Below are 16,978 nucleotides of genomic sequence, written 5' to 3'. Positions count from 1 at the left end.
CGGCCGGTCAGCCGCGCGACAGTCAGGCCATCGTCTGCGCTTCCAGCCGCCAGGATCCCGTCGAGACGAGGCTGCGGGTCATCCGGAAGACTTCCGGCGCGTAGAGCATGAAGTGAAAGATATAGGCGGAGATCGTCACGATCTCGTGGATCGTGTAGAAATTGTAGACGTCGTACTCGGGGACGGGAAGATCGAACCCCTTGATCGCGAACAGGACAAGATAAAAGAGGGCGAGCCCCACGGTCACAAAGGCAAGGTAGCGACGAATACGGGAATATCTCGATTCAAGACGCAGGTAAGGACAGCCCTGGCGACTCCGCAGGTGCACGAGACGGGTCGCCACGATACCGCTGAGGAGAATGGCGATCGCTTGAAAAACAAAGAAAAAATAGCTTCCGATCATGTGGATGTCGTGGTTTTGCCGGAAGGTGACCTGCGTACAGACGACCATCCCCAGCGTTCCGCAGAACTGCACCACAATGAAGACATGCATCAACCGGCGCAGGCTGGCACGCGTTGCCGGATCGCCCTCGGTGCGCAGCCGGATGGTGGCGAAATAGGCGTTGCACAAGGGCACGAGCGCCAAAGCGATGACACAGGCGACAGCGAGAATGACCGCCGCGAAGGGCTCGCCGATGAACGGGTCGCTGATTGCACGGCTAATCGTTGGTGCACTTTGCTGGACGTAGTCGGGGTGGCGCTGGTAAAAGGCCCAACGGGCCCAGATCATCATGGCGATCGCCGATCCGGGCACGATCACGACGGGAGCTGCAAGAAGCAGGCCCGCAGCCGCACCAAAGTTAGTTGCCCGTTCCCTGGCCATGCTCAAGCCCCGCCTCGCACAACAGTTTTTCCGGCACAACCGCATGAGCGCCTGTTCCCGGTCCGCGATGATGCGGCTCGCCCTGCAAGCCTTGCGAACACTGTTGTGCTTAGTAGACCCGCAATGCTGCCGCAAGAGCAGCCGTGTCATTCGGCCCTCGTGCCGGCCCGCACCGCCAGTTGCCGCCGTTTTTCGATAACTTCAAGCTGGAACAGAACCGGCTTAGCCCTTATGACAAGCGCAAAAGACGCGGAAATAACAGGGACAGAGACTCATCATGGAACAGATGGCCGAAGGGATTGATCCCGCAACCCTCGAGAGGCTTCTCGATCTGGTCGCCAAGGAAGGAATGGTCGAGCGCGAGAAACTCGCTGCCGACGCAACCTTCGATGATCTTGGCATACAGTCTGCCGACATGGTGGTTATCCTCATGGCCATCGAAGAAGAATTCGGCGTCTATATTCCCGTCGACGGCGACCTTGCGGAGGCCCGCACGGTTGGAGACTTCCTCAAGGTTCTCGCGGCCCGCATGAAGGAAGATGCCGCGTGACGAGCAAACAAAGACGCATTGTCGTCACGGGAATGGGTGCGATCACGGCCGCCGGCATGGGCGCGGAGGCGCTGTGGACAGCGGCCCGCGACGGCCGGACCGGTGTTTCCCATTTCCAGCTCGACCGCTATCCGCGCCAGCGCATCACCAAGGCGGCGCACATCCCGGACTTCGATCCTGCGGCGCACCTGACCCCGCAAGAGATCAAGACGACCGACCGTTTCGCGCAGTTTGCGCTGGTCGCGGCGGAGGAAGCCCTGCGCAACGCCGGGATCGACACGTCCGAACCGCTCGGCACCCGGGTAGGCGCGATCATCGGATCGGGCATTGGCGGGTCCTGGACGACAGATGACGGGCACTACGGCTTCTACGTCACGGAAACCCGCCCCGACCTCATGAGCATCGCCAAGGTCATGCCGAATGCGGCCGCATCGCAGATCAGCATGCGCTACGGCATTCGCGGCCCCTCGCTTGCCGTGTCGAGCGCTTGCGCCTCCGGCACCCAGTCGGTCGGCTACGGTCTCCAGATGATTCGATCCGGCATGATCGACGCGGCGCTTGTCGGCGGCAGCGAAGCCCTTCTGACGCCCGCAACCTTCCGCGCCTGGGAGATCCTGCGCGTGATGGCGCCGGAAGCCTGCCGCCCCTTCTCCGGCAAGAGAAACGGCATGGTGCTCGGCGAAGGTGCGGCCGTCCTGATGATCGAGGAACTCGAACATGCGCTCGCGCGCGGCGCGACGCCGCTTGCCGAGATCGCCGGCTACGGAACGACAAGCGACGCCGGCGACCTGTTGCGGCCAACGGTCGAGGGACCGGCATCTTCCATGGCCAATGCCCTTGCCGATGCCGGCTTGCAGCCTGAAGACATCGGCTACGTGAACGCTCACGGCACCGGCACGATTCTCAACGACATCTCCGAAACGGAAGCGATTCGCAGGGTTTTCGGCGGCTATGCCGAGACACTGCCTGTCTCCTCGACCAAACCGATCCACGGCCATGCCCTTGGCGCTGCGGGCGCCATCGAACTGATCATCACCGTCAACGCGCTTCGCGCGAAGGTCGCCCCGCCGACGATCAACTGGCTCGAGCAGGATCCCAAATGCCTGCCCGATCCGGTGCCCAATACGGCCCGCCCCCACCAGATCGACGCCGCGCTGAGCAACTCCTTCGCCTTCGGCGGCATCAACGCCACGCTGGCGATCCGGTCGGTTCGCTAGATGAACGAACCGGTCTGGACAGCGGTCGCGGATCTGGAGCTGTCGACAGGACGAGCCCCGGTCGATGCCTTCGCCGCGGCGGTCGGCGGCACCGGCGGGGACGGCCGGGACCGCGTGCCGGCCACCTATGCCTTCACCGCCCTCTCTCGCCCGGAAGTCCTGGGCGTTCTGGAGCGTATGGCGGCCGATCGCAAGGCGGTACTGGTCCACCAGGCGCAACAGTTCAGCTACGAGCGGGACCTTGAGGTCGACCGCAGCTACCAGGTGGCTGTGGACTGGCGATGCAATCCGGACCGTGACGACCGGATCGTGGTGCGCGGACGTGTGCGGGACGAAGCCGGCCGCCACTGTCAGGAGTTCCTTGCAGACATCGTCCTGTTCGAGAACAGGCGGGCAGACGAGGCCGGGTCATGAGCGAAGCCGCCTTGTCCGTCGGGCACAAGTTTGCCGATACCGCGCCGGCGCTGCTCGACAGTGCCCGCGTCGCGGCCTATGCGAATGCCTCCGGGGACCGCAATCCCATTCATCTCGACGAGGAGGCCGCCCGCGCCGCCGGCCTGCCCGGAACCATCGTTCACGGCATGCTGGTGATGGGCCATTTCGAGGGGGCCCTGAGGGACTGGTTGCCCGGCACCCGCATCCGCAGCCTGCAGATCCGTTTTTTGAGGCCGCTCGCCGTTGGCGCACGGATGACGGTTTCCGGCCGGGTCGCCAAGCTGCTTCCCGGCACCCCGCCGGAAATGATCGTTCGCCTGTCCGTGCAGGACGATGCCGGCCAGTCGGTGGGCATCGGCGATGCAACGGTGAGCGCAGGGAACAGCTGACACCGTCCGCGACACGCCGGGCGTTTCCAGGAGAACCCCATGCCCCTGGCTGTTACCTTGCGCATCGACGATCCGGACGCGGCATCCGTCACGGCGATATGGGAGACGCTGCTCGGCCAGGGCCTTGAGGCAACGCGGCGCAACTTCGCCTATGCACCCCACCTGACCCTCGCCATTCTCCCTGACGCCCCTGAAGAGGAAGAGGCCATCGCCGCGACGCTGGCCGGGTTCGCGGCGCGCTGCACTCCGGTTGATGTGACCCTGACGGGACCGGGTCTCTTTCCCGGGCCGCCGGCGGTGGTCTATCTCGCCCCGGTTCCCCGGCGGGACCTCCTCGATCTCCACCGGAACCTCGACACCGCGCTCGCAGCCCGGCATCCGGGACTGGCCCGCGCCGGGCACTACCGGCCGGACGCCTTCGTGCCGCATGTGACGCTTTGCGAGGCGGCCGAGGATCCCGCGGTGGCGGTCTCGGCCTTGCCGGCCGGTGACGCCTGGCCGCTCAGGCTGCGGGCCTCGCGGCTGGAACTGGTGCGGTTTCATCCCGCGCAGGTGATTGCAAGCTTTGCGATGGGGTGACGGCGGACCGGTCGCGGCTCAGCCGACGGCTTCCGCTGGCGAAACCGCATCGCCGACCCATGCCGTGATCGCCTCGACCTGGGGGGGCAACTCGGTCGCCTCTCCCCCGCAGAACTCCAGGAACGCATCGCGGTTGAGGCCGTTGACGCCCACGATCACCGCCATGTCGGCGGCCAGCGCCTCGGCGATGAGATCGCGGAACCCGCGTCCCTCCGCCTCCTGCTTGCCGAACTTGTTGACGATCAGCACCTCGGCACCGCTCGCAAGCTGCCGTGCCGTCGCCCCGACAGCCATCTCCAGCCCGTGCGGATCGAGGCGACACCCCCTCGATGCCTTGCCCAGCGACTGGGAGATGCGAAACATCGGCCCGGCCGGCAGCACCTTCACGTCCATGTCGCAGTGCCGCCCGCTGTCGCAGTCCGAGTTGATCTGGACGACGCCGCAGGTGCGAACGCCCCGCCGGGCAAGGGCTTCCGCCACGCCCGCGAGCACGAGATCCATGTCGCCGCGACCGGGCGACGTCGTATAGGCCAGATGCATGTCCGTTCCGTACCTGTCAGGTTCGACGGGACAGGTATCGCAGACCGATGGCCATGCGGGCAAGCCCGCCGTTCGAGCGTTCGGGCGTTCGGCGTTCAGCCGGGCAGCAGCGCGTTGACGGCCTTCTCGATGCCGCGCAGTTCGGCAAGCCCCCGCAGCCGGCCGATGGCCGGATATCCCGGCGTCGACGCGCGCCTGAGATCGTCGAGGATCTGGTGGCCGTGATCGGGTCGCATCGGCAAGGATATGCCCCGGCGGCGCTCGATCTCCACCACCTTGCGCACCATCGCGACCATGTCGACATCGCCGTCGAGATGGGCAGCCTCGTGGAAGCTCTTGCCGTCGCCCTCGCGTTTTGTCGTGCGCAGATGCAGGAAATGCACACGCTCGCCGAAACGCTCCAGCATGGTGACGAGGTCGTTGTCCGCCCGCACGCCATAGGAACCGGTGCAGAAGGTAAAGCCGTGCGCCGGGCTCGCGGACATCGCCGCGATCGCTGCCATGTCGTCCTGGGTGGAGACGATGCGGGGAAGACCGAACAGCGCCCGTGGCGGATCGTCGGGATGGATGGCAAGGACAATGCCCGCCTTTTCAGCCACCGGCACGACGATTTCCAGGAACGCCGCGAGCCGCTCGCGCAGGCCGTCCGCATCCATCCCCTCATAGGCAGCAAGACGCGCCCGGAACGTGTCGAGCGAATAGCTCTCCTCCGACCCTGGAAGCCCCGCGATGATCGTGGCGGTAAGCGCCTTGATCTCCTCGCCCGACATGCCGGCATGCAGGGCACGCGCCGCCTCGACCTCGGCCTGGGTATAGTCCGCGGCCGCGCCGTCGCGCGCGAGAACGAAGAGATCGAAGGCGGCAAAGCGTACCTGGTCGAAACGCAGGCACCGCGCCCCGTCTGGCAGTTCGTGCGCCAGCTCGGTCCGCGTCCAGTCGAGCACCGGCATGAAATTGTAGCAGACGGTGCGGATGCCGTTCGCCGCAAGGTTCTCCAGCGACACGCACCAGGCCTCGACATGTCGCTCCCAGCCCGGGGCGCCTGTCTTGATGTCCTCGTGGACGGGAATGCTCTCGACCACCGACCATTCAAGGCCGGCGGCCGCGATGGCGGCCTTGCGCGCGGCGATCGCTTCCGACGACCATGCCGTGCCGTTGGGCACATCATGAAGCGCCGTCACGACACCCGTCGCACCCGCCTGGCGGATATCGGAAAGGGTGACCGGGTCGGCCGGGCCGAACCAGCGCCAGGACTGTTGCATTTCGAAGGATCCCTCGGGGACTGGGTGGACAGGGTTGCTTTCGTTCGGATCGTTTCAGGTTCCCGCCGCCGTGGCCGGGCCGCTGTCAAACAGGTAGCCGTCGAATTGCGGGTCATCGACATCGGACAGTTCAAGAAGGGTGAGCCGGACGTTTTCCAGGTGTCGCCACATGGCCTGCCGTGCAGCGCCCGGGTCCCGGCATTGCAGCGCCGTCAGGATCGCCTGGTGATCCTCGAGCCACTTGCCCCGATACCCCCGGTCGAAGATCCGCGTGTGCAGGCGTGCCCACATCGGGCTCTGTTCGCGCTTGCGCCAGAGCTCGTCGATCATGTCGACCAGCACGCTGTTCTGCGTCGCCTCGGCGATCAGGTGGTGGAACAACTCGTCGCCGGAATAGTCGCCCGACCCCGCCACGATCGCCTTGCGCTCCAGATCGAGCGCCTCGCGCATGCGCAGGATGTCCGATTTGGTCACCATGGTTGCGGCAAAGGCGGCGATGCTGCTTTCCAGCACCTGGCGCGCCTGCAGCAGCTCGAACGGCCCGATGTCGCCGCGCGGCTCTTCGCTTTCGCCGGAAGGAAGACGCTCGACATAGATGCCCGAGCCCTTGCGGACGTCGACGAAGCCCTCGATCTCAAGCATGATCATCGCTTCGCGCACGAGCGAACGGCTGACGGCCATCTCCTCGGAGATCTGCCGTTCCGTCTTGAGACGGTCGCCGACACGGTAGTTGCCGGCGCGCAATTCCTGCTTCAGCGCCTCCGCCACTTCCTCGTAACGCCGCTTGCCGCCGCCTTCGATCATGCGTCCCCCTCCCCGGCGGCCTCCGCCTCGCGGCGCTCGGCATAGTAGGCCGCCAACACGCCAAAGGCCTCTTTCACTGTGGTCTTGTCGGCCGCGATCAGGCCCTTCTTGTTGTAGCCACGCTGAAAGATATTTTGCCGGCGTTCAACCCGGAAGTCATAAAGGATCCAGGGAGACATGCCTTTCACATAGGAAAGGTCGCGCAGCGTGGCGATCTGCTTCCGGTAGACCTCGGTCATGTAGGCTTCGCTGAACAGGCCCCGGGCCGGCGCGCCTTCGCCGATCGCTCCGTCCGCCCCGGTTTCCGAGATCACCACCGGCTTGCCGGGATCGGAATTCCGGCCGATGGCGACGAGGTCCTCGAAATTCTCCTCGTACCAGCCGTAATACTCGTTGATGCCGATCACATCGATATGCTCGGCCAGGCGATCCTCGATGCGGTTGCGCGCGTGGTTGACGAGACACGCGGCCGAGGTCAGCCGGGTCGGATCGAACTCCTTCGCCGTATCGGCAAGGCCTTTCATGAAGGCAAGGCGCGCGTCGGTGTCCGGGTTCTCGTTGCCGACCGACCAGATGACGACGCTGGCCCGGTTGCGGTCGCGCTTGACCAGCTCGATCAGCTGGTTGCGGGCATCCCGATAGGTCGCAGGGTCGTCGAAGGCGACGGCCCAGTAAACCGGGATCTCCTCCCAGAGCAGGAAACCGAGTTCGTCGGCCAGCCGCGCCGCCATCTCGTGATGCGGATAATGGGCAAGCCGCAGGTAGTTGCAATTGAGCGCCCGCGCATGCTCGAAGCGCCGGCGCAGATCCGCTTCGCTCGTCACCTTGCCCATGTCGCGATCGTCCTCGTGCACCGAGATGCCGCGCAGGAACAGGGCCTTGCCGTTCAGCCGGATCTCGTCGCCGGCGCGCTCCACCTGGCGGAAACCGACCCGGTCCTCGACCCGGTCCGCGCCCGACGTCAGGACGACGTCGTAGAGCTTCGGGCTTTCCGGCGACCACAGGGCCGGCCGCGCCTCGAATGTCGCGCTTCCGCGCCCGTCCGCATCGAGCGCGACGGCCTGGCGGATGCCGAGTTCCGGAATTTCCAACACGGCCTCGGCGGCGTCGCCATCGACGGCCACCTCAGCCCGGATGCGGGAATAGGAACCGTCGGGAACAAGATGCACGAAGAGGTCGCGGATCACCGTTTCCGGTGTCTCGTAGAGCTCGACCTCGCGGTAGACGCCGCCATAGTTGAACCAGTCGGTGTTGCGCATCGGCACCCGGTCCAGCGTGCGGGTGTTGTTGACCATCAGCATCAGCCAGTTGCGGCCCGGGCGCAGATGGTCGGTGAGCTCGCAGAAGAACGGCGTCGAGCCGCCATAGTGATTGCCGAGGAACTCGCCGTTGAGAAACACCTTGCAATCGTATTGCGCCGCGCCGACGCGCAGGAAGCGGCGTTTGCCGGCCAGCTCCCCGGCCATGTCGAGCGGCCGCGTGTACCAGGCGCTGCCCTCGAAGAAGTACCACTTCTCCTTCAGCATCTGCCAGCAGGAGGGGACCGGCACGGTCTCGCCCTCATAAGGGTCGTAGTCCCAGGGCTCGGCCCGCTCCTCCGCCGGCATCGGCAGCATCGAAAACCACTTCTGCCGCAGCCCCGTGTCGAGCAGGTCGACGCAGAAATTCCACTCGCCGTCGAGGCTGATGCCCCGGCGCCCGCCTGTGAAGATCATCGTCTCGTGGTTGAGCGACTGCGTGTTGAAGGGACGGTCATAGTCCTCGTCATGCAGCGCCTGAAGCGCGTTTTCGGCAAGGGCGGAACGTTCGAGCACGACGGAACTCCGGAAAGGTCGCAATAACAAGGGGAACCCCGCGCCGCGCACAAGGCGCGGCGCGGGCAGTCCTTGGGAGGACTTATTCGGCGGCGGCCTTGATGCGCTTGATCAGGTCCGCAACGCGCTCGGACTTGGCGGCGGCCTCTTCATGCATCGGCAGGACCTTTTCCACGAACGGGCCCTTCTCGACGTCGACGAAGGTCACGCCGAGTTCCTTCTTGGCGAGCTCGATGCCCTCGGCAACCTGCTCGTTCCAGTTCTTGCGGTGGAAGTCCATGGACTCGCTGGCAGCCTGCTTCAACGCCTTCTGCTGGTCCTCCGAGAGCGCGTCCCAGGTCTGGGTCGAGATCATCACGACCGACGGGATCATGGTGTGCTCGTTGTTGGAATAGACCTTGGCGACCTCGCCATGGCGGGCCGAGGTCAGCGCAAGCGGGTTGTTCTCCGCGCCGTCGACGACACCCTGCTGAAGGGCGCTGTAGAGCTCGCCCCAGGCGATCGGGGTCGGGCTGCCGCCCAGCAGTTCGACCATGCGGATCGCCGACGGGCTCGGCTGCACGCGGATCTTCATGCCTTCGAGATCGGCCGGCGTGCGGATCTCCTTGTTGGCGTAGAAGGACCGGGCGCCCTCGACATAATAGGCAACGCCGATGAAGCCCTTGTCGCGCGAGGATGTCAGGATGTCGTCGCCGATCTCGCCCGACAGCACCTTGTAGTAGTGCTCCTCGTCGGCGAAGATGAAGGGCAGGTTGAGCGCCGAATAGGACTCCTCGAAGGCTTCCAGCTCGCTGGCGTTCGAGCGGGCCATGTCGAGCGTGCCGTTCTGCATCAGCTCCATGGATTCGCGCTGGTTGCCGAGCTGGGCATTGGCATAGACGCGGATCTTGACGTCGCCGTTGGTCAGCTCATTGACCCGCTCGGCCATGAACTCCATCGACTTGTGAAGCGGATGATCTTCCGGATTGTTGTGATTGAGCTTCAATGTCCGCGCTTCGGCGACGGATGCGAAGGCGAAAAGGGCCGCGCCGGCGATGGCGGCGGCGCGATAGGACATGCGCATGTGAATTCCTCCCGGGTTTTCTCCATCCGGACCAGAAGCCGGCCCGGACGTCGCGACGCATCGGCACTGCCGGCCTTTGCGCAAATTGGCCGGCCAATCTTGGCCAACACTGGCGCGAGACTTCTTCAACGGCACCGACATGTCAACCAGTTTTGAAAATTGGTTGACCAATTTTTTTAAATGCGCAATGTCAGGACCCGAAGCGACGCGGCACAATGCGCGCGGGAAGAAACAGGTCCGGCACGATCCGGAACCGGGAGGACAGGATGGCCGCGAGACACGAACCGGCGACGGCCCGCACGGGAGGAACCTCGCCATGCACGCTCTGAAAACCCGCATCGACCGCGTTCTGGGGATGCTCATCGCCGCCGTCTTTGCGGTGCTCGTTGCCTGCGTCGTCTGGCAGGTGGTGTCGCGCTACGTGCTCGGCACACCGAGCACAGTCACCGACGAGATGGCCCGGTTCATGTTCATGTGGGTGGGTCTTGTCGGTGCCGCCTATACGCTCGGGCAGCGCCGGCATCTGGCCATTGACGTGCTGCCGCTCATGCTCAGCGGCCGCTACGCGCAACTCCTTGCCGCCCTCGTCATGATCCTCATCGCCGGTTTCGCCGCTGTCGTCATGGTCTATGGCGGCGCCCAGCTGGTCGACAAGACGCTCGCCACGGGGCAGCTCTCTCCGGCGCTGCGCATCCCCATGGGCTATGTCTACGGCGCCATCCCCTTCTCCGGCGCGATGATCGTCTTCTACTGCTGCTTTTTCCTGGTCGGCCTCGCCCGCGGGGAAACTCCCGACACTCCCGCCGGCGATACGCCCGGCGGCCCGCTCGACTGAGGATCGCGACCCATGGAACTGCAAAGCGCTCTCACCCTTTTCGGCGTGTTCGGCCTGCTGATGGTCCTCGGCGTCCCCATCGCCTTCGCCATCGGCATCGCCTCGGTCGTGACCTTCACGCTGTTCATGACCTTCGACCAGTCGGTCTACATCACCGCCCAGCAGATGGCCTCCGGCCTCGACAGCTTCACCCTGCTCGCCATTCCCTTCTTCATCCTGGCCGGCAACATCATGAATCGCGGCGGCATCGCGCTGCGCCTGATCGAATTCGCCAAGGTGCTCGGCGGCCGCCTGCCCGGCTCGCTTGCCCATTGCAACGTGCTTGCCAACATGATGTTCGGCTCGATCTCCGGTTCGGCGGTCGCCTCCGCCGCCGCCGTCGGCGGCGTCATGGCCCCCTTGCAGAAAAAGGAAGGCTACGACCCGGCATACTCCGCCGCCGTCAACATCGCCTCCTGCCCCACCGGCCTGCTCATCCCGCCCTCCACCACCTTCATCGTCTATTCGCTGATCACCAACGGCACCTCGATTGCCGCCCTCTTCGTTGCCGGCTACGTGCCCGGCATCCTGATGGGCCTCGGCCTGATGCTGGTCGCCGGCATCATCGCCAGGAAGCGCGGCTACCCGGTCGCCCCGCGCCCGAGCCTGCGGGAAGTCCTCCACAAGACAGCCGATGCGGTGCTGCCGCTCGGCCTGATCGTGATCGTCATGGGCGGCATCATCGGCGGTGTCTTCACCGCCACCGAGGCCTCCGCTGCAGCGGTCGTCTACACCCTGCTGCTGGCTCTCGTCGTCTATCGCGAGATCGGTGTGAAGGACCTGCCTGGCATCATCCTGGAATCGGCCGTTACCACCTCCATCGTGCTGCTGATGATCGGCTGCTCCATCGCCATGTCCAAGGTGATGGCCTTTGCCGACATCCCCTACACGATCTCCGACATCCTGCTCGGGCTTTCGGAAAACCCCCTGGTGCTGCTGCTGGTGATCAACCTTGCCCTGCTGGTGGTCGGCACCTTCATGGACATGACCCCGGCGCTGCTGATCTTCACGCCGATCTTCCTTCCCGTGGTCAAGGATCTTGGCATGGACCCGGTCCATTTCGGCGTGATGATGACCTTCAACCTGTGCATCGGCATCTGCACGCCGCCCGTGGGTTCGGCCCTCTTCGTCGGCTGTTCGGTCGGCAATGTCTCGATCGGCAAGGTGCTCAAACCCCTGCTGCCCTTCTACGCCGTGCTGGCGGCGATGCTGCTGCTCGTCACCTTCGTGCCGGCGCTCAGCCTGACCCTGCCCCGCCTTCTTCTCGGCTACTGATCCCCCCGACACCGGACGATCCGACAGATGAAACCGCTCAAGACCTTCCGCCTCGAGGCACGCCGCGAGGCCGGCATCGACCTTCTCGTCGACGGTCGCCATCTCATGACCATTCTCGTTCTCGACGAGACGCTGTTCCGTGTCGTGCTGCGCAAGGACGGCGCCTTCCGTCTCGCCCGCACCTGGACGATCGCGCCGGAACTGGCAAACGGCGGCGCCGACGTCGCCTGGGAAGGCCGCGACCGCATGGACCTCTCCGGGTTCCCCTGCCCGGCCTTCGTTCTGGAGGAGGCGGAGGGGCGGTTGACCCTGTCGACGGACACCCTGCGCCTCGAGATCGCCGCACCGCTGACCCTGACCTGGAGCGCCCGGCAGGCGGACGGACGTTTTGCCGTCTTCGCCGAAGAGCGTCCCACCGGCGCCTATATGCTGGGCGTGCGCGACCACGCCCACGGTCATTTCCTCCTGAGGAAACCGGAAGAGAAGGTCTTCGGTCTTGGCGAAAAGGCCGGCAACCTGGAGCGCTCGGGCAGGCGCTACGAGATGCGCAATCTCGACGCCATGGGCTATGACGCAAGCTCCACCGACCCGCTCTACAAGCACATCCCCTTTACCGTCACCCGCACCCCGGAGGCCGGCGCCTTCGGTCTCTTCTACGACAATCTCGCCGGTTGCTGGTTCGATCTCGGCAACGAGCTCGACAATTACCACCGGCCCTACCGGGCCTATCGCGCCGCCGACGGCGACCTCGACTACTACATGAGCTGGGCGCCGAACGTGCTCGAGGTGGTCAAGGCCCAGGTTCGCCTGACCGGTGGCACCGCCTTCCCCCCGCTCTGGAGCCTCGGATACTCCGGCTCGACCATGCATTACACGGATGCAGAGAACGCGCAGGAGCAGCTTGAGGGTTTCGTCCGCCTCGTCGACGAGCACGACATTCCCTGCGACAGCTTCCAGCTCTCCTCCGGTTATTCCTCGATCGGGCCGAAGCGCTACGTCTTCACCTGGAACCATGACAAGGTGCCGGATCCGAAGGCGATGGCCGCGACCTTCGCCCGGGCCGACCTGCATCTTGCCGCCAACATCAAGCCCTGCCTCTTGCAGGACCACCCCATGTATGACGCGGTCGCCGCGCGCGGCCTGTTCATCCGCGACAGCGAGAGCGATGCGCCGGAACGCTCCTCCTTCTGGGACGACGAGGGCTCGCATCTCGACTTCACCAACCCGGAGACCGTCCGCTGGTGGCAGGCGAACGTCACCGGCAAACTGCTCGCCAACGGCATCGGCTCCACCTGGAACGACAACAACGAATTCGAGGTCTGGGACGCGGGCGCGCGCTGCCACGGCTTCGGCGAGGAGATCGAGGTCGGGCTCGTCCGCCCCCTGATGCCGCTGCTGATGAACCGCGCCAGCCGCGAGGCGCAGGTGGCCCATGCGCCGGACACCCGCCCCTATCTCATCTCGCGCTCGGGTGCGCCGGGCATGCAGCGCTACGCCCAGACCTGGTCCGGCGACAACCGCACCGAATGGAAGACGCTGCGCTACAACATCCGCATGGGTCTCGGCATGTCGCTGTCGGGCCTCTACAATATCGGCCACGACGTCGGCGGGTTCGCCGGACCGAAGCCGGATCCCGAGCTGTTCGTCCGCTGGGTGCAGAACGGCATCTTCCACCCGCGCTTCACCATCCATTCGTGGAACGACGACGGCACGGTCAACGAGCCCTGGATGTATCCGGACGTGACGCCGCTCGTCCGCGACGCGATCCGCCTGCGCTATCGCCTGCTCCCCTATCTCTACACGGCGCTGCATCAGGCGGTCACCCGGCACGAGCCCATGCTGCGCCCGACCTTCCTCGACCACGAGCATGATGCCCGCTGTTTCGAGGAACCGGACGACTTCCTGATCGGCCGCAACCTGCTCGTCGCCAATGTCATCGATCCGGGCCAGAGCGAACGTCGCGTCTACCTGCCTGACAACGGCAGCGGCTGGTGGGACTACTGGGCCGGCACCTGGCATGCGGGCGGACAGGAGATCGCCGTGCCCGTCACGCTCGCCTCCATGCCGCTCTTCGTGCGCGCCGGCGCCGTGCTGCCGCTTGCAGAGGGGCTCGACCGCGCCAATGCCGCACGCGACGCTGTGCGGGTTCTGGCGCTCTTCCCCGCCCCGGCCGGCACCACGGCGACCAGCACCGAATATGCCGACGACGGCATCTCGGCGAACGCGCTTGCCGGCAACCACGCGATCACCGAAATGACGCTCGCCTGCGAAGCCGAAACGCTCCGCCTGACACTGCACCGCCAGGGCACCTATCGGCCGGCCTTCGCCAGCGTGCGCGTCGAACTGCCGGCCGGAGAAACCCGCCGTCTCGTCGTCAATGGCGCGGACATTTCATCCGGCGACAACGTTGCCATCCCGGGCGAATGATCGAGGCCAGATCCATGCAAGAACCGGAAAAGACGGGCGGCGACACCGTCCGCACCCTCCCCGCCTACGAGCGCGCGGCATTGCGGGAGCGCATCCTTCATATCGGCTTCGGCGCCTTCGCCCGCGCCTTCCTGACGACAATCCTCGACGAGACGCTGGACGGCACCGGCGAGCCCGAGAACCGCGACTGGGGCATGGTCGCCGTGCGCCTCAACTCCGGCGTCGAGGATCTCGACGCGCTGGAGCGGGACGACTGCCGGCACTGGGTGCTTGCCGCCGATGACGAGCGCACGGAGATCCGCCAGGTCGATGCGGTCGTCGCCACCTGCCATCCGCTCCGCGACGGCCTTGCCGCCCTGCTCGGGCGCTTCACCCGGCCCGAGCTTGCCATCGTCTCGCTGACCATCACCGAAAAGGGCTATTGCACTCGTGACGGACGCCTCGATCCGGAAAACGCCGGCATCGTCCGCGATCTCGCCGCGCCACAGGCTCCCGGCACGGCCATCGGCGTCATTGTCGAGGGCCTGCGCCTGCGCCGCGCCGCCGGACTTTCCGGACTGACCGTGCTTTCCTGCGACAACCTGCCGGAAAACGGCCATGTCTGCCGCGCCGCAGTGCTCGACTTCGCCCGCGCCCGCGACGAAGGCCTCGCTGCCTGGATCGAGGCAAATGTCTCCTTCCCCTGCACCATGGTCGATCGCATCGTGCCGGCGCTTGATGCGGACGGACGCGACATGCTCGCGCAAGCCGGCATCGCCGCGGATGCCGGGATCGTCTGCGAGCCCTTCCGGCAATGGGTGGTGGAGGACGATTTCGCCGCCGGCCGGCCGGATTTTTCCTTGGCCGGCGCGCAATTCGTCGACGATGTGCGCCCCTTCGAGGAGATGAAGCTGCGCATGCTCAATGGCAGCCATACGTTCCTGGCCTGCCTTGGCCAGGTCGCCGGCCATGCGACCATCGCCAGGTGCATGGGCGACCAGCTGTTTCGGGCCGCCGCACGCGGCCTGATGCTGGAAGAGCAGGCCCCGACCCTCTCCCTGCCGGGTGAACATGACCTTGCCGCCTATGCCGAAGCACTGCTTGCCCGCTTCTCCAACTCGCGGTTGAAGCACCGCACCGCGCAGATCGCCACCGACACCAGCCAGAAACTGCCGCAGCGCCTGCTGGCGCCGATCAGCTGGCACCTTTCCGCCGGCACACCCTGGCCGCGCCTGGCGCTCGGCGTCGCCGGCTGGCTCGCCTTCTGCCGTGGCAAGGACGAGGCGGGCAACGCCCTCGCCCTCAACGATCCGCTGGCCGGACGCATAACGGAAATCGTCGCCGGCAATAGCGACGGCCCGGCCCATGTCCGTGCCATGCTCGCCCTCGATGCGGTCTTCCCGGCCGATCTTGCCGCCAACTTGACCTTTGTTTCGCTTGTCGAGGCCGCCTATCTGGAACTGCGCCGCGAGGGCGTGCACGCCACCCTTTCCCGCCTTGCCGACGCCCCCCGGAGCCCCGCATGACCAAGCCTTTCCTCGGCGACGACTTCCTTCTGGAAACCGATCACGCGAGCCGCCTCTTTCACGAGGTAGCGGCGCCCCTGCCCATCGTCGACTACCACAACCACCTGCCGCCGGCGGAAATCGCCTCCGACAAGCGCTGGGACACGCTCGGCCGCATCTGGCTCGAGGGCGATCACTACAAGTGGCGGGCAATGCGCTGGGCCGGCATCGACGAACGACTGGTCACCGGTGAAGCCGATTTTCGCGAGAAATACGAGGCCTTTGCCGCCGCGATGCCGCGTATCGTCGGCAACCCGCTCTATCACTGGTCGCATCTGGAGCTGGCCCGCTATTTCGGCATGACCGGCGTCGTGCTCAATGCGGGCAGCGCCGGCGAGGTCTGGGATGAGGCCAACCGCCAGCTCGCCGGCCCCGACCATACCGCGCGCGGCCTCTTGCGGGGCATGAAGGTCGAGCTGGTCGGCACGACGGACGATCCCTGCGACACGCTTGAGCACCACATCGCCCTCAAGGACGATGCGGCGCTGGGCTTCCGAATGGTGCCGAGCTTTCGCCCGGACAAGGCCTTCAAGATCGAGCTCGAGGGCTTTGCCGCCTATATCGACCGGCTTTCCCAGACATGCGGCCAGCCGATTGCCACCTTCGAGGACCTGATGGCCGCGCTGGTCTCCCGGCTCGACCATTTCGTCGCCGCCGGCTGCCGCGCCACCGACCACGGCATCGAGATCCTGCGCCCGGGGCGCGAATGCGGCGCGGCCCGGCTCGACACGATCCTGTCGAAGCGGCTTTCAGGCGCCGCGCTGGACGAGGACGAGATCGCCGATTTCCAGACGGCCGTGCTGGTCGGACTCGGCCGCGCCTATGCGGCCCGCGACCTCGTCATGCAGTTCCATATCGGCGCGATCCGCAACACGCGCAGCGCGCTCTTCTCCCGTCTCGGACCCGATGTCGGCGGCGATTCCATCGCCGACCTCCCGCTCGCCGGCCCCCTCAACGCGTTGCTTGACCGGCTCGACCGCACCGGCGAACTGCCGCGTACGATCCTCTACTGCCTGGATCCGACGAAAAACGAGGTCGTCGTCACCACCGCCGGCAATTTCCAGGACGGCTCGCTCGCCGGAAAGGTGCAGGCCGGTTCCGGCTGGTGGTTCAACGACCAGCTCGACGGCATGGAGCGGCAGATGACGCAACTGGCGCAGATGGGTCTCCTCTCCACCTTCGTCGGCATGCTCACGGACAGCCGCTCCTTCCTCTCCTTCCCGCGCCACGAATATTTCCGTCGCCTCTTGTGCAACATGGTCGGCGGCTGGATGGAGCGCGGGCTGATGCCGCCGGACACGGACCTCGCCGACGGCCTCATCCGCGACATCTGCTACGGCAACGCGAAGCGCTGGTTCCTCGATCCCGCCTGATCCTTCGGG

The 16,978-nt window shown here is 65.8% G+C and carries 16 protein-coding genes; 10 read left to right on the top strand and 6 right to left on the bottom strand.

Features of this window, described 5'->3' with window-relative positions; genetic code table 11:
- Positions 1 to 22: 22 nt before the first annotated feature.
- Entirely contained in the window at positions 23 to 973 is a 951-nt protein-coding gene (locus tag ACN0T5_RS04755; RefSeq protein ID WP_417767474.1) for a hypothetical protein, read from the bottom strand.
- A 127-nt stretch (positions 974 to 1,100) separates the two neighbouring features.
- On the opposite strand from ACN0T5_RS04755, the gene ACN0T5_RS04750 reads away from it, so the two are divergent.
- Genes ACN0T5_RS04750 through ACN0T5_RS04730 form a run of 5 tightly spaced genes read left to right on the top strand, consistent with a single transcriptional unit; the run spans position 1,101 to position 3,993 of the window.
- On the top strand, positions 1,101 to 1,373 hold the full coding sequence (locus tag ACN0T5_RS04750; protein ID WP_417767473.1) for a phosphopantetheine-binding protein: 273 nt from the start codon (positions 1,101 to 1,103) through the stop codon (positions 1,371 to 1,373).
- On the top strand, positions 1,370 to 2,590 hold the full coding sequence (locus ACN0T5_RS04745) for a beta-ketoacyl-[acyl-carrier-protein] synthase family protein (protein WP_417767472.1): 1,221 nt from the start codon (positions 1,370 to 1,372) through the stop codon (positions 2,588 to 2,590). The genes ACN0T5_RS04750 and ACN0T5_RS04745 overlap by 4 nt, the downstream gene beginning before the upstream one ends.
- Positions 2,591 to 3,004, top strand: a complete 414-nt coding sequence (locus ACN0T5_RS04740) for a hypothetical protein (protein WP_417767471.1) — start codon at positions 2,591 to 2,593, stop codon at positions 3,002 to 3,004. It abuts the gene before it with no gap.
- Complete coding sequence (locus tag ACN0T5_RS04735) at positions 3,001 to 3,414, top strand: MaoC family dehydratase (RefSeq protein ID WP_417767470.1); 414 nt, start codon at positions 3,001 to 3,003, stop codon at positions 3,412 to 3,414. The genes ACN0T5_RS04740 and ACN0T5_RS04735 overlap by 4 nt, the downstream gene beginning before the upstream one ends.
- A gap of 39 nt (positions 3,415 to 3,453) precedes the next feature.
- A complete protein-coding gene (locus ACN0T5_RS04730; RefSeq protein ID WP_417767469.1) occupies positions 3,454 to 3,993 on the top strand; it encodes a 2'-5' RNA ligase family protein in 540 nt (179 codons plus the stop codon).
- 18 nt (positions 3,994 to 4,011) lie between these two features.
- On the opposite strand, the gene ACN0T5_RS04725 is transcribed toward ACN0T5_RS04730, so the two are convergent.
- The 5 genes from ACN0T5_RS04725 to ACN0T5_RS04705 all read right to left on the bottom strand — a co-directional run bounded on the left by ACN0T5_RS04725 (position 4,012) and on the right by ACN0T5_RS04705 (position 9,476).
- Complete coding sequence (locus ACN0T5_RS04725) at positions 4,012 to 4,533, bottom strand: DUF2478 domain-containing protein (protein WP_417767468.1); 522 nt, start codon at positions 4,531 to 4,533, stop codon at positions 4,012 to 4,014.
- 95 nt (positions 4,534 to 4,628) lie between these two features.
- Positions 4,629 to 5,795 (bottom strand): mannonate dehydratase, encoded by a 1,167-nt coding sequence (gene uxuA, locus ACN0T5_RS04720; RefSeq protein WP_417767467.1) that lies wholly within the window; start codon positions 5,793 to 5,795, stop codon positions 4,629 to 4,631.
- A gap of 54 nt (positions 5,796 to 5,849) precedes the next feature.
- Positions 5,850 to 6,599 (bottom strand): FCD domain-containing protein, encoded by a 750-nt coding sequence (locus tag ACN0T5_RS04715; RefSeq protein ID WP_417767466.1) that lies wholly within the window; start codon positions 6,597 to 6,599, stop codon positions 5,850 to 5,852.
- Positions 6,596 to 8,413: a glycoside hydrolase family 2 protein gene (locus ACN0T5_RS04710; RefSeq protein WP_417767465.1), complete on the bottom strand. Its 1,818-nt coding sequence runs from the start codon at positions 8,411 to 8,413 to the stop codon at positions 6,596 to 6,598. Before ACN0T5_RS04710 ends, ACN0T5_RS04715 begins: the two co-directional genes overlap by 4 nt.
- An 82-nt stretch (positions 8,414 to 8,495) precedes the next feature.
- Positions 8,496 to 9,476, bottom strand: a complete 981-nt coding sequence (locus ACN0T5_RS04705) for a TRAP transporter substrate-binding protein (RefSeq protein ID WP_417767464.1) — start codon at positions 9,474 to 9,476, stop codon at positions 8,496 to 8,498.
- A gap of 316 nt (positions 9,477 to 9,792) precedes the next feature.
- Here ACN0T5_RS04705 and ACN0T5_RS04700 point away from each other — a divergent pair, with 316 nt between their 5' ends.
- From ACN0T5_RS04700 to uxaC, 5 genes are read left to right on the top strand one after another with little or no spacing between them, the layout of a single operon-like run.
- Complete coding sequence (locus ACN0T5_RS04700; RefSeq protein WP_417767463.1) at positions 9,793 to 10,311, top strand: TRAP transporter small permease; 519 nt, start codon at positions 9,793 to 9,795, stop codon at positions 10,309 to 10,311.
- 12 nt (positions 10,312 to 10,323) lie between these two features.
- The gene (locus ACN0T5_RS04695) at positions 10,324 to 11,625 is read left to right on the top strand and encodes a TRAP transporter large permease (RefSeq protein ID WP_417767462.1); all 1,302 of its coding nucleotides are present in this window, start codon (positions 10,324 to 10,326) and stop codon (positions 11,623 to 11,625) included.
- 27 nt (positions 11,626 to 11,652) lie between these two features.
- Positions 11,653 to 14,052, top strand: a complete 2,400-nt coding sequence (locus tag ACN0T5_RS04690; protein ID WP_417767461.1) for a TIM-barrel domain-containing protein — start codon at positions 11,653 to 11,655, stop codon at positions 14,050 to 14,052.
- A gap of 14 nt (positions 14,053 to 14,066) precedes the next feature.
- A complete protein-coding gene (locus tag ACN0T5_RS04685; RefSeq protein WP_417767460.1) occupies positions 14,067 to 15,557 on the top strand; it encodes a mannitol dehydrogenase family protein in 1,491 nt (496 codons plus the stop codon).
- Positions 15,554 to 16,969 carry a glucuronate isomerase gene (gene uxaC, locus ACN0T5_RS04680; RefSeq protein ID WP_417767459.1) on the top strand — a complete coding sequence of 472 codons (1,416 nt, stop codon included), beginning with the start codon at positions 15,554 to 15,556 and terminating at the stop codon, positions 16,967 to 16,969. Before ACN0T5_RS04685 ends, uxaC begins: the two co-directional genes overlap by 4 nt.
- Positions 16,970 to 16,978 lie beyond the last annotated feature (9 nt).

This window comes from Stappia sp., assembly GCF_048261845.1.
Classification (GTDB): domain Bacteria; phylum Pseudomonadota; class Alphaproteobacteria; order Rhizobiales; family Stappiaceae; genus Stappia.
The sequence above is the reverse complement of the archived record's forward strand: the minus strand, read 5'-3'. Positions and strand labels throughout refer to the sequence as shown.

Excerpts from the sequence above, each read along its gene's own strand:
- ACN0T5_RS04755 (WP_417767474.1), bottom strand. The coding sequence starts at position 973 with ATGACACGGCTGCTCTTGCGGCAGCATTGCGGGTCTACTAAGCACAAC.
- ACN0T5_RS04750 (WP_417767473.1), top strand. The coding sequence starts at position 1,101 with ATGGAACAGATGGCCGAAGGGATTGATCCCGCAACCCTCGAGAGGCTT.
- ACN0T5_RS04740 (WP_417767471.1), top strand. The coding sequence starts at position 2,591 with ATGAACGAACCGGTCTGGACAGCGGTCGCGGATCTGGAGCTGTCGACA.
- ACN0T5_RS04735 (WP_417767470.1), top strand. The coding sequence starts at position 3,001 with ATGAGCGAAGCCGCCTTGTCCGTCGGGCACAAGTTTGCCGATACCGCG.
- ACN0T5_RS04730 (WP_417767469.1), top strand. The coding sequence starts at position 3,454 with ATGCCCCTGGCTGTTACCTTGCGCATCGACGATCCGGACGCGGCATCC.
- ACN0T5_RS04725 (WP_417767468.1), bottom strand. The coding sequence starts at position 4,533 with ATGCATCTGGCCTATACGACGTCGCCCGGTCGCGGCGACATGGATCTC.
- uxuA (WP_417767467.1), bottom strand. The coding sequence starts at position 5,795 with ATGCAACAGTCCTGGCGCTGGTTCGGCCCGGCCGACCCGGTCACCCTT.
- ACN0T5_RS04715 (WP_417767466.1), bottom strand. The coding sequence starts at position 6,599 with ATGATCGAAGGCGGCGGCAAGCGGCGTTACGAGGAAGTGGCGGAGGCG.
- ACN0T5_RS04705 (WP_417767464.1), bottom strand. The coding sequence starts at position 9,476 with ATGCGCATGTCCTATCGCGCCGCCGCCATCGCCGGCGCGGCCCTTTTC.
- ACN0T5_RS04700 (WP_417767463.1), top strand. The coding sequence starts at position 9,793 with ATGCACGCTCTGAAAACCCGCATCGACCGCGTTCTGGGGATGCTCATC.
- ACN0T5_RS04695 (WP_417767462.1), top strand. The coding sequence starts at position 10,324 with ATGGAACTGCAAAGCGCTCTCACCCTTTTCGGCGTGTTCGGCCTGCTG.
- ACN0T5_RS04690 (WP_417767461.1), top strand. The coding sequence starts at position 11,653 with ATGAAACCGCTCAAGACCTTCCGCCTCGAGGCACGCCGCGAGGCCGGC.
- ACN0T5_RS04685 (WP_417767460.1), top strand. The coding sequence starts at position 14,067 with ATGCAAGAACCGGAAAAGACGGGCGGCGACACCGTCCGCACCCTCCCC.
- uxaC (WP_417767459.1), top strand. The coding sequence starts at position 15,554 with ATGACCAAGCCTTTCCTCGGCGACGACTTCCTTCTGGAAACCGATCAC.